Here is a 13,337-nt window from a genome sequence, read left to right on the forward strand (position 1 = left end):
CTTTCCTGTTGAAAGCCTGCACCGCCGGGTGGGGAAAGTGTTCAGGAATCGAGCGTGCTGAATGGGCGTGATGCCGTGAAAACCGCGCTTTCAGGGCTGCGCAGCGGCCAGCGCCCGCAGGATCTGCGCGGTCTCTTCCCGTGTCTGCCAGGCGCTGTTGCCGAGGGTCAGCATGCGTGCGGCGAAGTCGCGCGCGTTCGGCATGTCGTCCTGCGGCACGATGCCACGCAGGTAGGCGTAGTCGGGCAGGGCATGGATGAACATGCGGCTGGCACCGAGGCCGCGCGGCCACAGTTCGTCCAGTGCGGCATCGCGCGCGCGCTGGCTGGGCAGCAGCAGCATCAGCATCGGCCAGGTGCCGCCGGTGCCGGCCAGGCCATCGACCACCTCCACCGCCGGCAGCTGTGCCAGCTGCACACGCAGCTGCAGTGCGCGCAGGCGCCCGGCCTGCAGGAACGCAGGCAGCCGCCGTGCAGCGTGGGCGCCCACGTTCTGCCGCCACTGGCTGACCCGGTGCTGCGGGATGTCCAGCGGGAAAATGTCTCCGACCGCGTCTTCCAGATCGCCGCGTTGCAGGGCGCTGCGCAGCGGATTGCCGTACACCAGCGACAGCAGCGAGGGGCGGTAACAGGCGGCAAGACCCAGCAGCTGCACGCTGCGAAGCAGCTCCCAGCGCAGGCTGAAACGTACCTGTTCGGCGGCATGTTCGGCCAGCGCGGCGCGCAGCTCGTCATCGCGGCTGACCAGCAGGCCGCCTTCATGCAGGCTCAGCCCCTTGCCGGCGGCCAGGCTGAAGAATCCGATGTCGCCACGCAGGCCCACGCTGCTGTTGCCGACCCGTGCGCCCAGCGCCTGTGCGGCATCTTCGATCACCCAGGCACCGGCGCCGCGTGCGACCTCGCAGGCCCGTTCGACATCGGCGATGCGCCCGCCGAGGTGGGTGGGCAGGATTGCCAGCGTCCGTGCGTCGGCCAGGCGCGAGAGCTGTGCCGGATCAAAGTCGAAATGGCCACGCCGGGTATCGCACAGCTGCACGCGCAGGCCGAGGCTGTGCACCGCGATCGGCACCAGCGGACAGGTATAGGCCGGCAGGATCACGGTATCGCGCTTGGGCGCGCGCTTGCGCAGGGTACGCAGCGCGATCAGCAGCGCGTGGGTGCCGGAACAGGTCAGCTGCAGCGGCGGTGTGCCGAGCTGGGTGGCCAGGATGTCGCGCAGGTCGCCGCCGCCGGGAAGGAAGTCGCTGGCCTGCATCGGCAGGCCAGCGGTCGGCGGCAGTTCGCGCGCGAACAGGCTCATCGCAGCCCGCTCACGAGGTGCTGTCGGCGGGGCTGTGCGGGTCGTCCGCTTCGGCGCGGCCGAGGCAGACGATGCCAGCCACGATCAGTACCGCACCGACAAGGTGGTGCAGGGTGAGCGGCTCTTTCAGCAGCCAGGCCGACAGCAGCAGCACACTGATCACCTCCAGGTGCGAGGCCGCGAACGCCGGGCCGATCGGCGCATGGCGCAGCAGGCTCATCCAGGTGAAGAACGCGCCGATGTAGCCGAGGACCGCGCCGTATACCCACGGCTGCGACAGTACGCGCAGCAGCCACGCGGTGTTGGCCTCGACCGGCAGCGCGGCGTCACCGGCGTACTTGAAGCACAGCTGGGCCAGCGTGTCGAAGGCCATCAGCAGGGGAAAGCCGATCACATACAGGCGCCTCATGAGCCGGCCCCCACCACCGCCACGCCCGCCGTGACCAGCAGCATGCCGGTCACCCGCAATGGCGTGAGCTTTTCGCGGAACAGGATGCGGCCGGCGATCATCAGCGCGACGATGTTGATCGAGCCCAGCAGCACGCCCTTGGACAACGGCACCAGCGACAGGAACGCGATCCAGGCAACGAACTCAAGCACGTAGCAGGCGATGCCGATCCACAGCCAGGGGCGGCTGAGCATGTGTTTCCAGCGTTGCAGTCCTTCGCCATCCTGCGGGTCGCTGGCGGCGGCCTTGAAGGCGAGCTGGCCACCGGTATCGAGCACCACATTGGCCAGCCACAGCAGCGTGGCGAGTGCCCCCATCTCAGGCCACCGCCTTGAGCACGCCGCTGCGTTCACCGATTTCGGTGAAGAAACGCGCGCTGCGGCGGATCACCTCGCGGCGTTCGCGGTCGATCGTGATCATGTGGTAGCTGTCTTCCAGCACCACCAGTTCCTTCGGGCCGCTGACCCTCGATATCACCAGTTCGGCGTTGCCCATGCTGGCCACGTCGTCTTCGCGGGCGTGCATCACCAGGCACGGTGCGGTGACCTGGTGCAGGTGGCGGCGGGTCCAGTTGCTCAGGGCGCGCATCTCGGCCAGCGCGTGCCAGGGGTTGCCCGGCAGGCCGGCCGCGGCGCTGTCGCCGGACAGCATGGCGGCACTGACCTGCGCACGCAGGCGCTCGTCACGCAGGCCATAGGGCGGTTCTTCCATGAACATGCGGTCGCGGCCGATGTTGAAGCGCTTGAACCACGGCAGCAGGAACGACAGGCGGGCCACGGCGGGAATGTTCCAGCCGTCGTAGCGGAAGGTGGCGCCATACACGCCGACGCCGGACACCCATTCGGGGCGGCGTGCAGCCAGCGCCAGCGCCAGTACCGCGCCCATCGACAGGCCGCCGACGAACAACTGGTCGACCTTGCCACGCAGGCTCGCCGCTGCATCTTCCACGCCCTGGTACCACTGTTCCCAGGTGGTCGCCAGCAGGTCATCCACGGTGCCGCAATGGCCGGGCAACTGCACGCCGTGTACGGTGAAGCCGGCGCTGTTCAGGCCCTTGCCCAGCATGCGCATTTCCGCCGGGGTGCCGGTCAGGCCGTGGACCAGCAGCACGCCCTGCGGGCCACCTGGGAGGAAGAAGTCGTGCGATTCGGTCACCTGGCGGCTCCGGGACGGCAGTGGGGATGGTCAGGATCGCAAGCGCGATTTTCGCCAGCCTTTCAGCGCCCCGGTACGGGTCAGGGGGCCTTCAGCAGCGGCAGTGTGATGGCGACCTTCAGGCCCCCACCGGCGCGGTTGAGGAAGGTCAGGCGGCCGCCGGAATGCTCCACCGCTTCGTGCGCGATGGCCAGGCCCAGGCCGGTGCCGCTGGCTGCGGTGCCAGGCGCTCGGAAGAAGCGCTCGCCCAGCCGTGGCATCACGTCCTCGGGCACGCCGGGGCCGTTGTCCTCCACGTACAGTTCGACGTCATTGTCATCCAGCGCATGCACGCCGACCGTGACGGTCGCATCGCGGCCGGCATAGCGCAGCGCGTTGTCGATCAGGTTGTCCAGTGCTTCCTGCAGCTGGGCACCGTTGCCGAGCACGCGCAGCGGGTGGGGGCTGCCGCGGTAACCAAGATCAATGCCATCGCGGATCGCTTCGGGCACGCGCATGCCGACCCACTGCGGCACCAGCTCGCACAGGTCCAGTGCCTCCACGGTATCGGGCACGGTCTGCGCCCGGCTCAGTGCGAGCAGCTGGGTGCTGACCCGGGCGGTGCGCTGGTTGAGCCGGCGGATGTGCTGCAATGCCTCGCGCACCGTGTCCGGGTCACCATGGGCCAGCGCCTGGTCCACATGCAGGGCCATGCCGGCCAGCGGCGAACGCAGCTGGTGCGCGGCATCGGCGATGAAGCGGTTCTGCAGCGTGATCATTTCCGCCTGGCGCGCGAACAGATCGTCGATGGTGCTGATCAGCGGCTGGATCTCCTCCGGCACGTCGGCGTCGGAGATCGGTGCCAGTTCGCCACGGCGCTGCGCCAGGCGGGTCCTCAGCGGCGTGAGGATGCGCAGGCCGTAGGTCACGCCGAACCAGACCAGCGCTGCGGTGCCCAGCGCCAGCATGGTCATCAGCGGGATGATGATCATCAGGATCTCGCGCGCACGCTGGCGGCGGTCGGCCATGCTTTCGGCCACGGTCACCGCCAGCTCGTCCTGCGGATCGTTCATCGCCTGCGTGCAGACGGTGGCCATGCGCACCTGCTGGCCATTGAGGTTGCCGTCGTACAGGGCCGGATGCACGCCGGTGCAGTCCTGAGAAGGGGCATACGGGCTGAAGTCCGCATTGCCGCTGAGGGTGCCCTTGCGGCTGCTGTCGACGTTGAAATAGCGATGGCCGTCGGGGTCGTACTCGATCAGGAAGCGCGCCTGCGGAGACAGGTCGCTGGTCACCGGCATGGTGCTCAGCATCTGCGCGAACGAGTGCGTGTCGTCGATCAGGTTACGGTCGTGGATGCGGTTGGAATAATCCAACGCAACGTAATAGGCCAGGATCGTATTGAAGGTAAGCAGGCCCAGCATCGGCAACGCCAGGAAGGCGAGCAGGCGCCGACGCAGGCTGGGGGGGCCGCTGATCACGGGGCGCTGTCGTCCTGCGCGTCTTCCAGCATGTAGCCCAGTCCGCGCACGGTGCGGATGCCCATGCCGCCGGGCTGCAGCTTGCGGCGCAGGCGGTGCAGGGCGATGTCCAGGCCGTTGTCGGTCAGGTCCTGGCCCCAGTCGCACAGCGCCTCCACCAGCTGTGCGCGCGAGACGATGCGCTCGGCGCGCACCGCCAGTGCCGACAGCAGGCCGAACTCGCGTGCGGTCAGTTCCAGCGACTGGTCGTCGATCCACACCCGATGCCCGGCCAGATCGATGCGCAGGCGGCCGATGCGCAGGTCCGGGTTGCCATTGCTGGTCACGCGGCGCAGCTGTGCGCGCACGCGGGCTTCGAATTCGTCCAGTGCGAATGGCTTGACCAGGTAGTCGTCGGCACCGAGGTCGAGCACGCGCACGCGTTCGGCCAGGCCGTCGCGGGCGGTCACCACCAGTACCGCCAGGCCATCGCCGCGCTGGCGCAGGCGCTGCAGCACGTCGCGGCCATCCAGCTGCGGCAGGCCCAGATCCAGCACCAGCAGCGCGTATTGGGTCGAACCCAGCGCGGCGTCGGCGTGCGCGCCGTTGTCGACGTGGTCGACCACATGCCCCTGCCGGCGCAGCGAGGCGCACAGGCCGGAGGCGATGTCCGGGTCGTCTTCAGCAATCAGAACGCGCATGCGCGGGAGGCTCCTGTAACGGTCGGGCCCAGCGGATGGACGGGGTGGGCCTCTCGGCTGCCGAGGGTAGCCGCAAACGGGGTGAAGGTGGAGCGCGCCGGCACCTCCCGGCGCCGTCGCGCTGTCCCGCCATTCAGTCCTGCAGGCCCGGCTCACCCAGTACCAGCGGCACCCGTGAGCCGTCCAGCAGGCCGCGGCTGAGCCTGCCATCCTCGATGAACAGCAGTTCGCCGTTCTCGCCGTTCTTGATGCTGCTGTCGATGGCGATCACGCGGTCGCCATGGAAGCTGCTGACGTGCGGCATCGAGGTATGGCCAACCACGATGCGCGTGAGCTGCAGGCGATCGAGCACGGCCTGTACCGCCGCGGTGTCGAGGCGGCCATCGAAATAGCCGCGGTACCAGATCGGGCTGGTCTTGCCGTCATACAGCGGTGCGGTGGCCGGGTCGGCCTTCACTTCGGCCTTGGGCAGGCCCAGAGAGGCCTGATAGGCCGCATTGGTGCGTGCCGGGTCCAGCGCCAGCTGCACCGCTTCGGGCGAGATGCCGCCATGCAGGAACAGGGTATCGCCAATCTTCAGCAGCACCGGGCGGGTGCGCAGCCACTGCCCGATCACCGAGTCGGCGCCATACAGTTGCGGGTAGCTGCGGCCCAGCAGCTGGGCGCTGCGCAGGTACTTCGGGTTGACGTAGCGCAGGTCGTCGTACAGCACCATGGTTTCGTGGTTGCCTAGCACGAAGTGCACTGCGCCACCGGCGGCGGCGGCCTGCTGCTGCAGGCCGTACAGCAGCCAGAACGCCTCGGTCACCTGCGGGCCGCGGTCGAATACATCGCCAGCGATGACCAGCGTGTCCTTGCCCAGGGCCCAGCGATCCTGGGCGTCGATGACCTGGTGGGCGCGCAGCAGGCGCACCAGCAGCCCGTACTGGCCATGGATGTCCGACAGCGCGACGATGCGCGGCGCGGCCGGCAGCACGGAGACCGAGGCCGCATTCGGCGCGGCCACGTGCACGGTGTGTTCGTAGCCACAGCGCGGCGCGATATCGGTGCCCGTCGTGTTGATGGCCAGCGAGCGCGACTCGACCTTGTCGTCGCAGATCCACTTGGCCTGCAGCTGGTCGCCCTGGCGGAATACATAGGGGCCATCGGCCTGCACGTGGTCGGCGGGCGCGGCAACCTCGCGGGCCTGCGTGGTTGCTGTGGCGCAGGCCAGCAGCGGCAACAGCAGGGCGGTCAGCAGGAAAGGGCGATAGCGCGGCATCGGCGGCGTCCGGCGGCGGAAACCTCCGATGCTAACCGGCGCGGCCGGATCGTGGTGTGCGCGAATGGGCGGATCAGGCGTCGCGCTGGTCGTCCTTGAGCTTGCGCACGCGGGTGGCGGCGGCCTGCAGCGGCTGACCGTCGCGCCCGTGTGGCTGCATGTAGGGCAGTGGTCGCCGCGTGCTGGATTCGATCAACTGCGAATGGGCTTCACCGGCGCTGAAGCGATGGCGTTCTCCCCACTGGCGCAGCGCGACCAGCAGCGGGAACAGTTCCTGGCCGGCGTGGGTGAGCACGTATTCCTGGTAGGCCGAGCCATCGGAGGCCGGTTGCAGTTGCAGGATGCCGGCCTCGACCAGCCTGCGCAGGCGATCGCTGAGGATGTTGCGCGCCGCGCCGAGGCTGCGCTGGAAGTCGCCAAAGCGTGTGACTCCGTCGAAGGCATCGCGGATCACCAGCAGTGCCCAGCGATCACCGAGCAGGTCGGCGCTGCGGGCAACGGGGCAGGGACTGTTGGCGTGCATGCTGTGGCCTCCGAATGTGGTTGCAGTTTAAAACCAATGACGATAGCCTGCATCAAGTTTCAAATTGCAACTACATCATGAGCGCATCGATGTCCCGCCCATTGCTGACCCTGCTCGCGGTCGCGGCCGGCGCCAGCGTTGCCAACGTCTATTACGCGCAACCGCTGCTGGATCGGCTGGCACAGGCCTTCGCACTGGACCGTGCCGTGGCGGGCGCAGTGTTGGCGGCAACCCAGGCCGGCAGTGTGCTGGCATTGCTGGGCCTGCTGCCGCTCGCCGATCGCGGTGACCGGCGACGCCTGCTGCGGATGCAGTTGATGGCGCTGGTGCTGGCCCTGCTGTGGCTGGCAGCGGCACGCACGGCCGGTTGGCTGTTGTCGGGCATGCTGCTGGCCGGGCTGTTGGGCACCGCGCTGACCCAGGGCTTGATCGCCTATACCGCCACGCTTGCGCCGCCCGAGCAGCGCGGGCGCCTGGTGGGCGTGGTGCAGGGCGGCGTGTTCATCGGCCTGTTGCTGGCGCGCGTTGTATCGGGCGCGGTCGCGGCCACCGTCGGCTGGCGGGCGGTCTATCTGCTGTCGGCAGCGCTGATGGCGGCCCTGGCCGTGCTGCTGTGGCGGCGCCTGCCGGCGGTGCCGGTGCCGGCGGTACCACCGCGCTGGCGCGAACTGCTGGGTTCGATGCTGGGCATGCTGCGCCGGGACCGCGCGCTGCGCGAGCGTGGGCCGCTGGCATTGCTGCTGTTTGCTGGCCTCAACGTGTTCTGGGCGGCGGTGCCGCTGCCGTTGTCGGCGCCGCCGTTGCAGTGGTCCACCGCGGCCATCGGCGCACTGGGCTTGGCCGGCGTAGTGGGCGCCTTGATGGCGGCGCGGGTCGGGCACTGGATGGACCGCGGTTTCGCCGGTCGGGTCAGTCTTGGCGCGTTGCTGCTGATGCTGGCCGCGTGGTGGCCGCTGCTGGGCCTGCCGCAGGCGCTGTCGTTGCTGCTGCTGGGCGTGATCGTGCTCGACCTCGGTGGGCAGGCACTGCACATATCGAACCAGGCGCTGCTGCTGCGTGCACCGGCAGAACAGCATGGACGCCTGGTGGCGTTGTACATGCTGTTCTATGCAGTGGGCAGTGGTGCCGGTGCGGCTGCCGGGCCCTGGATGCAGGCCCGGCATGGCTGGCCTGCGGTGTGCCTGCTGGGTGCAGGCATCGCGGCGCTGGCGCTGTTGTGGTGGGCAGCATGGCGGGTGGTGGCGTCCAATGCATCGGCTGGCGCGCGAACCGGTAGAGTCGACTGTCGGTAGAGTCGACTGTCAGTCGACTGCTCTTCGCCCCGCGTGCGAAAAATCCCGCGCTGCGTGCGATAGTCGACCAGCGGTCGACTCTACCTGTCCTGTCGTCATCGCTGCAGTGCACGCCGTCCCGGTGCTTCCTCAAGGTCCGCGCTGGCCACTACCACGCGGTTGCGGCCGCTGCGCTTGGCCTCGTACATCGCCGCATCGGCCCGTGCCATCAGCCGCTCGTAGTCCGGGTGGCCGTCATGGCCGGCTACGCCGATGCTGGCGGTCAGTGCCAGTACCTGGCCGTTGGCCAATGCCACCGGTGACTGCGCGATCTGCCGCCGCAGGCTTTCGGCGATCACCGCGGCCTGTGATTCGCTGGCCGCGACCAGCACCACCACGAACTCCTCGCCGCCATAGCGGAACAGGTAGTCACTGCCGCGGGTCAGCTGGCCGAGCAGGCCGGCGACGTGCTGCAGCGCGCGGTCCCCGGCGTCGTGGCCGTGGCCGTCGTTGATCGCCTTGAAGTGATCCAGGTCGAGCAGCAGCAGCGAGAACGGCGTGCGGTTGCGCGTGGCCAGCTCGATCTCCCGGCGCAGCACGGTAGGCAGGAAGCGGCGGTTGAGCAGGTTGGTCAGCGCATCGCTGCCGGCATCCAGCTCGCCGATGCGCTCGAACAGCAGCGTCATCAGGGTGCGGATGGCGGCCAGGTCCTCGCGGATGGCCGGCAGCACCGCCAGTCGTTGTGCCGGGGCATCGTTGCTCGCCCGCTGCAGGTTGCTGTCGATGCGGGCCATCAGCTGGCCGACCTGCCGGGTCTCGCTGCTCTCGCCGAAGCTGGGGATGCCCTTGTGGGTGAACCACAGGCCGAACTCGGAAGTGGCCAGGCTGGCGCTGTCGCTGGCCTGTACGTGGCCAGCGAGCGCGTAGAGCAGGGCGTTCTCCCAGTCCAGCAGCAGTGCGCGCTGGCGTTCGCGTTCGGTGCCGACGTTCTGCACCAGCGAGAACAGCCGGTACGCAGCATCGGCGCGGGTCGAGCGCTCGCGTGCATGGGTATAGGCCAGGGTCATGCCTTCCATGGCGATGTCCATGATCGCGCTGAGGCAGTCGATGGCGGCGAACGCAGTGGCACTGTCGGGCGCGTCGTCGTGCAGGCGCACGAACAGTTCGTGCTTGAGCACGCGCGCGCCGCGGGTGACCAGGTCGACCGGAATACCGACCCGGGCATGCACATCGCCGATCACCCGCTGCGAGGCAACGGCGCCGGCAATACCGTCGGCATTGGTGGTCAGCAACTGCACCAGCCAGCGCTGCATGGCCGGCTGCAGGCGCTGCTTGACCTGATCGTGGGACAGGAAGCGGCGTGCACGCCCGTCCTGCAGCAGTACCTCGTAGAAGCGTTGGGCCAGCGCCGGCGGGGCATCGGCGGCGGCGGCGTGCAGCAGCGCGGTGGCGGCAGGGCCGGCCTGTTGCAGGCAGTGCTGCCAGGCCTCGGCCAGCGGTTGGCTGGCATCGTCCAGTTGGGGTGGTTCCACGTCGATCTCTGACTGCGTACGGCAAACCACGGGTATCGGCCGCGGTGGCGCACGGTTGATGGCGGGTTGGCCGGTCAGTTTATGCGCGATGCAGGGTTGCACGGCGCGCAAAGCACGTCGGCGCCGCGGCGGCAATGAGTGAACGCATTTGAGAATCACTCGCATTGATGGGAGAATGCGCGCACGGATCGGCCCGCAGGCGACTGCAGCGACGCTCCGCCTCCCCCTCGTCGTTGCCTCAAGCCCTTTGCCAGAGGCCCCGTTGCCCTGCCAGAAGGTCCAGATCATGTCTCCTGCCGTTGTCCTTTCGCCGCGCCCGCTGGCGCTCGCCGTTGCCGCCCTGCTGGCGGGAAGCGCCCTGACCGCCCAGGCCGAAACCGATGCCACCGATATCGACACGGTGCATGTCACCGCCTCGCAGATTGCCCGCCAGGCACTGGGTACCTCGACCATCACCGCCGAGGACATCGCCAAGCGCCCGCCGGCCAACGACATCGCCGAGCTGCTGCGCACCATGCCGGGCGTCAACCTCACCGGCAACAGCGCCTCGGGCCAGTACGGCAACAACCGCCAGATCGACCTGCGTGGCATGGGGCCGGAAAACACCCTGATCCTGGTCGACGGCAAGCGCATCGGTGCGCGTGACGCCGTGCGCATGGGCCGTAGCGGTGAGCGCAATACCCGCGGTGATACCAACTGGGTGCCGGCGGAAATGATCGAGCGCATCGAAGTGCTGCGCGGCCCTGCGGCGGCACGCTATGGCTCCGGTGCGTCCGGCGGCGTGGTCAACATCATCACCAAGCGCCCGACCGGCGACCTGACCGGAGCGGTCGACCTGTATGGCCTGGTGCCCGAGCACAGCGCCGAAGGCGGCAGCGAGCGCGTCGGCCTGCAGCTGAGCGGGCCGATGACCGACACCCTGTCGTTCCGCCTGTACGGCAACCTCAACAAGACCGACGCCGACTCACTGGACCTCAACCGCCAGTACGCCACCAGCCCGAACGCGGTGCCACCGGCTGGCCGCGAGGGTGTCAAGAACCGCGACGTCAACGCGTTGCTGCGCTGGGACATCACCACCGACCAGGTGGTGGAGTTCGAAGCCGGCACCAGCCGCCAGGGCAACATCTACGCCGGTGACCGCGCGGTCAGCACTACCGGTACCTCGACCGGCGTTGACCTGGCGGCGCTGGCCGAAGGCGAAGCGGAAACCAACCGCATGTACCGCAACACCGGCGCGATCACCCATCGCGGCCGCTGGGGCGACGTGACCTCGCGGGTGACCGCCGCGGTGGAAGCGGTCAACAACTCGCGCATCAATGAAGGCCTGGCCGGTGGCCCGGAAGGCAGCTTCAACGGCACCGACTGGTCGACCTCGCGCCTGCGCAACTACCAGCTGGATGGCGAAGTGAGCTTCCCGACCTCGCTGGGCAGCGCCGAGAACATCTGGACGCTGGGCTTTGAATACCTGGACAGCCGCCTGACCGACCCGTACTCGATGAGCCAGTCCAGCAGCAGCGGCGGCGGTATCCCGGGGCTGTCGGCCGATCGCGCGCGGGGCAAGGCCGACGCGCAGACCACCGCAGTGTTCGTCGAAGACAACATCTACCTGGGTGAGCGCTGGATCGTCACCCCGGGCCTGCGCTTCGACCACCACAGCCAGTTCGGCAACAACACCAGCCCCAGCCTCAATGCGCAGTTCCGCATCAACAGCGACTGGGTGGTGAAGGGCGGCATCGCCCGCGCGTTCAAGGCGCCGAACCTGTACCAGTCCAATCCGGACTATCTGTACTACACCCGTGGCAACGGCTGCCCGAATGCACTGCCGAGCCTGGGTGCCGGTTGCTACATGCGCGGCAACGCGGACCTGAAGGCGGAAACCAGCCTGAACAAGGAACTGGGCATCGAGTGGGCACCGCAGAGCGGCTGGCAGGCCTCGTTGACCTACTTCCACAACGACTACAAGGACAAGATCCAGGCCGGCTACACCCAGATTGGCCTGACCGCCGACACCAAGGGCCGCATCTTCCGCTGGGAGAACGCGCCCAAGGCGATCGTGCAGGGGCTTGAAGGCAACCTGGTGATCCCGCTGCTGGGCGAGCAGGGCAACCGCCTGAAATGGAGCAACAACTTCACCTACATGGTGGAAAACGAGAACAAGAGCACCGGCCAGCCGCTGTCGGTGATCCCGAAGTACACCGTCAACACGATGCTGGACTGGCAGGCCACCGACAAGCTGTCGGTGCTGCTGACCGGCACGTTCTACGGCAAGCAGAAGCCGGCCACCGCCAACATCAACAATGATCCGCGCTGCACCGGCAGCTGCGATCCCTCGATCGCGCTGCAGGACCGCGGTGCCTACAACATCTGGGGCGTGAGCGCGCGCTACAGGGTGACCGGGACCGTCAGCTTCGGCTTCGGCGTGAACAACCTGGCCGACAAGCGCCTGTTCCGCGAGGCCAACAGCAGCGATGCCGGTGCGGCGACCTACAACGAACCGGGCCGCGCGTACTGGGCCAGCCTGCGCTTCGGGTTCTGACCGCACGCGGACGCCGGTCCGCTGCGGTCGCCAGGCCAGGCCTGGCGCTGCCGGCCACGCTCCGGTAGCGCCGGGCCATGCACGGTGAGGGATCGCCTGGGCTGCAATGTTATAAACACCGTAATAGTCTCCCCCGCCAGCACGGCGTAGCCTGCACCGCATCGCAAAGGAGCTGTTGCCATGGGCCACGACCACGATCACCTGCCATCCCAGATCCGCCACGAGAAACCCTTGTGGTGGGCCCTCGGCCTGACCTCCACCTTCCTCGTCATCGAGGTGGTGGGCGCGTTCTGGACCAACAGCCTGGCGCTGCTGTCCGACGCGGCACACATGGCCACCGATGCACTGGCACTGATGATCGCGCTGGTCGCGGTGCGGTTGAGTCGGCGCCCGCCGGACGCGCGCCGCACCTACGGCTATGCACGCCTGGAAGCGCTGGGCGCGATGATCAACGGCGCCATGCTGTTCGTGGTCGCCGCCTACATCCTGTGGGAGGCGATCGGTCGCTTCCGCGAACCGCAGGAGATCGCATCTTCGGGCATGCTGGTGATCGCCGCCGCAGGCCTGGTCATCAACCTGATCTCGATGCGCCTGCTGCAGGCCGGCAGCGGCGAGAGCCTGAACGTGAAGGGCGCCTACCTGGAAGTGTGGGCGGACATGCTTGGCTCGGTGGCGGTGATCGCCGGTGCGTTGTTGATCAAGTGGACCGGCTGGAAGCCGATCGACCCGATCCTGGCCGTGCTGATCGGCCTGTGGGTACTGCCGCGCACCTACGTGCTGATGCGCGAGGCGATCAACGTGCTGCTGGAAGGCGTGCCCAAGGGCGTGGACGTGGCCAAGGTGCGCGACAGCCTGTCCGGTCATGCTGCGGTGCTGGACGTGCATGACCTGCATGTGTGGGCGCTGGCCTCCAGCACGCCGGCGCTGACCGCGCACATCGTGATGCGCGACGGCACCGACGCCGATGCGCTGCGCCGTGAGCTGGGCGGGCGCCTGCACGATGACTTCGGCATCGAACACGTGACGCTGCAGATCGAAGCGGACCACTGTGGTGAAGCCTGCGCTGGACCGGCGTCGGCAAAGGGCGGCGCGCAGCAGGGCCATGAAGGCCACGACCACGGTGAGGACGCGCAGGGCCATCGCGGCCACGTGCATCATTGAATGAAAATGAA

12 protein-coding genes are annotated in these 13,337 nt (G+C 68.3%); 3 read left to right on the plus strand and 9 right to left on the minus strand.

Annotation, left to right across the window (positions count from 1 at the left end; genetic code table 11):
- Nucleotides 1-90 precede the first annotated feature (90 nt).
- The 8 genes from VG556_RS05420 to VG556_RS05455 form a co-directional block, all read right to left on the minus strand.
- Nucleotides 91-1,299: a DegT/DnrJ/EryC1/StrS family aminotransferase gene (locus VG556_RS05420; protein ID WP_014646428.1), complete on the minus strand. Its 1,209-nt coding sequence runs from the start codon at nt 1,297-1,299 to the stop codon at nt 91-93.
- Nucleotides 1,300-1,309: 10 nt separating this feature from the next.
- A complete protein-coding gene (locus VG556_RS05425; protein ID WP_032958031.1) occupies nt 1,310-1,708 on the minus strand; it encodes a DMT family transporter in 399 nt (132 codons plus the stop codon).
- Nucleotides 1,705-2,064, minus strand: coding sequence for an EamA family transporter (locus VG556_RS05430; RefSeq protein WP_014646430.1), 360 nt, complete (start codon nt 2,062-2,064; stop codon nt 1,705-1,707). The genes VG556_RS05425 and VG556_RS05430 overlap by 4 nt, the downstream gene beginning before the upstream one ends.
- Before the next feature lies 1 nt (nt 2,065).
- Complete coding sequence (locus tag VG556_RS05435) at nt 2,066-2,902, minus strand: alpha/beta hydrolase (protein ID WP_100449651.1); 837 nt, start codon at nt 2,900-2,902, stop codon at nt 2,066-2,068.
- A gap of 80 nt (nt 2,903-2,982) precedes the next feature.
- On the minus strand, nt 2,983-4,362 hold the full coding sequence (locus VG556_RS05440) for a sensor histidine kinase (RefSeq protein ID WP_049419408.1): 1,380 nt from the start codon (nt 4,360-4,362) through the stop codon (nt 2,983-2,985).
- Nucleotides 4,359-5,042, minus strand: coding sequence for a response regulator (locus tag VG556_RS05445; RefSeq protein ID WP_014646433.1), 684 nt, complete (start codon nt 5,040-5,042; stop codon nt 4,359-4,361). The genes VG556_RS05440 and VG556_RS05445 overlap by 4 nt, the downstream gene beginning before the upstream one ends.
- 133 nt (nt 5,043-5,175) lie before the next feature.
- Complete coding sequence (locus tag VG556_RS05450; RefSeq protein ID WP_100449652.1) at nt 5,176-6,303, minus strand: metallophosphoesterase; 1,128 nt, start codon at nt 6,301-6,303, stop codon at nt 5,176-5,178.
- 73 nt (nt 6,304-6,376) lie between these two features.
- Nucleotides 6,377-6,826 carry a winged helix-turn-helix transcriptional regulator gene (locus VG556_RS05455; RefSeq protein ID WP_100449653.1) on the minus strand — a complete coding sequence of 150 codons (450 nt, stop codon included), beginning with the start codon at nt 6,824-6,826 and terminating at the stop codon, nt 6,377-6,379.
- Between the two features lie 89 nt (nt 6,827-6,915).
- Between VG556_RS05455 and VG556_RS05460 the strand changes: the two genes are divergently transcribed.
- Complete coding sequence (locus tag VG556_RS05460) at nt 6,916-8,118, plus strand: MFS transporter (RefSeq protein ID WP_414616632.1); 1,203 nt, start codon at nt 6,916-6,918, stop codon at nt 8,116-8,118.
- 95 nt (nt 8,119-8,213) lie between these two features.
- Here the strand turns inward: VG556_RS05460 and VG556_RS05465 are convergent, their stop codons facing one another.
- Complete coding sequence (locus VG556_RS05465; protein ID WP_032958025.1) at nt 8,214-9,629, minus strand: GGDEF domain-containing protein; 1,416 nt, start codon at nt 9,627-9,629, stop codon at nt 8,214-8,216.
- Nucleotides 9,630-9,915: 286 nt separating this feature from the next.
- On the opposite strand from VG556_RS05465, the gene VG556_RS05470 reads away from it, so the two are divergent.
- Both VG556_RS05470 and VG556_RS05475 read left to right on the plus strand, forming a co-directional pair.
- Complete coding sequence (locus tag VG556_RS05470; RefSeq protein WP_100449984.1) at nt 9,916-12,165, plus strand: TonB-dependent siderophore receptor; 2,250 nt, start codon at nt 9,916-9,918, stop codon at nt 12,163-12,165.
- 180 nt (nt 12,166-12,345) lie between these two features.
- The gene (locus VG556_RS05475) at nt 12,346-13,326 is read left to right on the plus strand and encodes a cation diffusion facilitator family transporter (protein WP_100449655.1); all 981 of its coding nucleotides are present in this window, start codon (nt 12,346-12,348) and stop codon (nt 13,324-13,326) included.
- Nucleotides 13,327-13,337 lie beyond the last annotated feature (11 nt).

It is taken from the genome of Stenotrophomonas sp. CASM106 (assembly GCF_049384825.1).
In the GTDB taxonomy this organism is placed as follows: Bacteria; Pseudomonadota; Gammaproteobacteria; order Xanthomonadales; family Xanthomonadaceae; genus Stenotrophomonas; species Stenotrophomonas muris.

What these genes read in the sequence shown, in the direction of transcription:
- VG556_RS05420 (WP_014646428.1), bottom strand. Translation starts at nt 1,299, where the DNA reads ATGAGCCTGTTCGCGCGCGAACTGCCGCCGACCGCTGGCCTGCCGATG.
- VG556_RS05425 (WP_032958031.1), bottom strand. Translation starts at nt 1,708, where the DNA reads ATGAGGCGCCTGTATGTGATCGGCTTTCCCCTGCTGATGGCCTTCGAC.
- VG556_RS05430 (WP_014646430.1), bottom strand. Translation starts at nt 2,064, where the DNA reads ATGGGGGCACTCGCCACGCTGCTGTGGCTGGCCAATGTGGTGCTCGAT.
- VG556_RS05445 (WP_014646433.1), bottom strand. Translation starts at nt 5,042, where the DNA reads ATGCGCGTTCTGATTGCTGAAGACGACCCGGACATCGCCTCCGGCCTG.
- VG556_RS05450 (WP_100449652.1), bottom strand. Translation starts at nt 6,303, where the DNA reads ATGCCGCGCTATCGCCCTTTCCTGCTGACCGCCCTGCTGTTGCCGCTG.
- VG556_RS05455 (WP_100449653.1), bottom strand. Translation starts at nt 6,826, where the DNA reads ATGCACGCCAACAGTCCCTGCCCCGTTGCCCGCAGCGCCGACCTGCTC.
- VG556_RS05460 (WP_414616632.1), top strand. Translation starts at nt 6,916, where the DNA reads ATGTCCCGCCCATTGCTGACCCTGCTCGCGGTCGCGGCCGGCGCCAGC.
- VG556_RS05470 (WP_100449984.1), top strand. Translation starts at nt 9,916, where the DNA reads ATGTCTCCTGCCGTTGTCCTTTCGCCGCGCCCGCTGGCGCTCGCCGTT.
- VG556_RS05475 (WP_100449655.1), top strand. Translation starts at nt 12,346, where the DNA reads ATGGGCCACGACCACGATCACCTGCCATCCCAGATCCGCCACGAGAAA.